We start from the raw sequence: 1,086 nt of genomic DNA, 5'->3' as shown, positions 1-1,086 counted from the left end.
GGCAGAGTAAAACTTGAAGTGCGACATAAACCACCTAATTAATTTAAAGGGTTTATGGAGTATATAAAATTGTCATACCATCATCTTAACTTTGAAGATCGTACTGCATTAATGCTTGAGTCAAGAAAAGAAGGCTTTTCAGCCAGAAAATTTGCTGAACTCATTAAAAGACATCCTAGTACGATCTATCGTGAGCTTAAAAGAAATAGCATCAATGACGTTTATCAAGCTCGATATGCTTCTGATAACACCTTCGCTAGACGTAGACGTGGTCACAGAAAACTCAAAATCGATTCAATCCTCTGGAAATTTATTGTTGAAGCGATCCGTTGTTTATGGTCTCCTCAGCAAATAGCAAAGCGTTTAAAGACATTTCCTGATTTGGATCAAACAATGAATGTAAGCCATACAACGATTTATTCAACGATACGAGCATTACCCAAGGGTGAGTTGAAAAAAGACTTATTATCCTGTCTGCGTCATGAAAATAAAAAGCGAAAAGCTAACGGTGAACCTAAAAAAGATTCTATATTACAGGATATTAAAACTATTCATGAGCGCCCAGCCGAAGTTCAAGAAAGAAAAATACCGGGTCATTGGGAAGCTGATTTAATTAAAGGTAAAGACAATAAAAGTTCGATAGCAACACTTATTGAACGAAATACACGGCTCTGTATCTTGGCAACATTACCTGATGCAAAGGCAGAATCAGTGCGCAAGGCTTTAACTGAAGCTCTGAAATATTTACCTGCAGAACTGCGTAAAACGTTGACCTATGACCGTGGACGCGAGATGTCAGAACATAAAATACTCGAAGAAGATTTAGGCATAGATGTATATTTCTGTGACCCACATTCACCTTGGCAAAAAGGCACATGCGAAAATATGAATGGTTTAATTAGGCAATATTTACCTAAAGGGATTGATTTAAATCAGGCAGATCAGCATTATTTAAATCAAGTTGCCATGTCACTGAATACTCGTCCTAGAAAGGCGTTAGATTGGCTTACACCATTAGAGAAATTTGCTCAGCTTGTTGATTATCATATGGCTTTTGAAACTGTCGCACCTCATGTTTGAATTCGC

General features: G+C 37.3%; 1 protein-coding gene. It reads left to right on the top strand.

What is annotated here, in order from left to right:
* Positions 1 to 54 precede the first annotated feature (54 nt).
* Positions 55 to 1,080 carry an IS30-like element ISAba125 family transposase gene (locus tag AOQ71_RS43740; protein ID WP_004994718.1) on the top strand — a complete coding sequence of 342 codons (1,026 nt, stop codon included), beginning with the start codon at positions 55 to 57 and terminating at the stop codon, positions 1,078 to 1,080.
* Positions 1,081 to 1,086 lie beyond the last annotated feature (6 nt).

The organism is Bradyrhizobium manausense, assembly GCF_001440035.1.
Classification (GTDB): Bacteria; Pseudomonadota; Alphaproteobacteria; order Rhizobiales; family Xanthobacteraceae; genus Bradyrhizobium; species Bradyrhizobium manausense.
The sequence above is the reverse complement of the archived record's forward strand: the minus strand, read 5'-3'. Positions and strand labels throughout refer to the sequence as shown.

Bases quoted from the DNA above. Each gene is read 5' to 3' on its own strand.
- AOQ71_RS43740 (WP_004994718.1), top strand. From the start codon at position 55: ATGGAGTATATAAAATTGTCATACCATCATCTTAACTTTGAAGATCGT.